The sequence below is a fragment of the Arthrobacter sp. JCM 19049 genome, from assembly GCF_001310435.1.
Map to the genome: position 1 here is coordinate 1 of NZ_BAXF01000561.1, position 1,288 is coordinate 1,288.

General features: G+C 69.5%; 2 protein-coding genes and 1 pseudogene. All 3 read left to right on the forward strand.

Annotated elements, in window-relative coordinates; all coding sequences use genetic code 11:
• A pseudogene (locus tag JCM19049_RS21145) lies at positions 1-307 on the forward strand (hypothetical protein); the annotation flags it as partial.
• Positions 229-543: a hypothetical protein gene (locus JCM19049_RS21150; protein WP_279403286.1), complete on the forward strand. Its 315-nt coding sequence runs from the start codon at positions 229-231 to the stop codon at positions 541-543. The pseudogene JCM19049_RS21145 and the gene JCM19049_RS21150, both read left to right, overlap by 79 nt.
• 12 nt (positions 544-555) lie before the next feature.
• The gene (locus tag JCM19049_RS14455; protein WP_279403287.1) at positions 556-1,140 is read left to right on the forward strand and encodes a thiamine pyrophosphate-dependent enzyme; all 585 of its coding nucleotides are present in this window, start codon (positions 556-558) and stop codon (positions 1,138-1,140) included.
• Positions 1,141-1,288: the final 148 nt, after the last annotated feature.

Below are 1,288 nucleotides of genomic sequence, written 5' to 3' on the forward strand. Positions count from 1 at the left end.
CCGGCAGGCCGGGACAGTGCGCCAACTGGCCCACGAGCTGGACGCGGCGGTGTCACCAGCCTGCTGGGCAAACCTTACGTGGATGAAACCCTGCCACCAGCGCCGGGGTCATGGGCACCTGGGCACCTCGGCCAGCGCCGCGGTGATGGAGGAATGCGACGCCCTGCTGATCATTGGCTCCAATGACCCATGGACCGAGTTCTACCCCAAGCCCGGCAGCGCCCGGGCGTGCAGATCGACATCTCCGCCCAGCGCCCGGGCAACCGCTACCCGGTGGAGGTCGCCCTGGTCGGCGACGCGGCGCTGAGCCTGGAACGGCTCCAACAGCTGATCACCCGCCGCGCCGGTCAGCGCGCGCCTGGCGGGAACGGGTCGAGGAACACGTGCGCAACTGGCATGAGGTGCGCCGCCAGCGGGCCGCGGTGCCCGCCCGGCCGATCAACCCCGAACTGGTGGTGCGCGAACTGGGCGAACACCTGCCGCACGACGCCCAGCTGGCCCTGGACGTGGGAAGCTGCGTGTACTGGTACGCCCGGCAGCTGATCCTGCCGCCGAATGTGCCCGCCCACCTGTGCAGCACCTGGCCAGCATGGGCGGGGGAGTGCCTACGGGATCGCGGCCAAGCTGCTGCACCCGGACCGTCCGGTGGTGGTGCTGGCCGGCGACGGCGGCATGCAGATGAGCGGCAACGCGGAACTGATCACCCTGGCCGCCCAGTGGAAGAACTGGTCGAATCCCGGGTTCGTGGTCTGCGTGCTGAACAACTCCGATCTGGCCGAGGTCACCTGGGAGCAGCGTGAAACGGAAGGGGACCCGCGCTACGAGCAGAGCCAGCAGCTGCCCAGCTTCCCATTCGCCGAATACGCCCGGCTGCTGGGCCTGGGCGGCATTAAGGTCACCGACCCGCAGCAGCTCGGCGCCGCCTGGCACCAGGCGCTGACCGAGGAGCGCCCGGTGGTCCTGGAGGTGCACACCGATCCGGACACCCCGCTGCTGCCCCCGGCGCCGTACCTGATGCAGAAGCTGCCCGACCTGCGCAACGGCCTGGAGCAGGAAGGCGATTCCGGCACCCACGGCCTGGAGCTGCTGGAACACTACGTGAAAATCGAAACCGACCTGTTCGGTTCGCAGGAGGGATAGCCCATGGAGGTCACCACCGTCGCCGACGGCATCTACCTGGTGTCCGCGGCCAACGTGAACTGCTATGTGGTGGAGGACGAGCAGGGCTGCACCCTCATCGATGCCGGCCTGCCCGCGATGCGCCACGCCCTGGCCGGGCTGCTGGCCG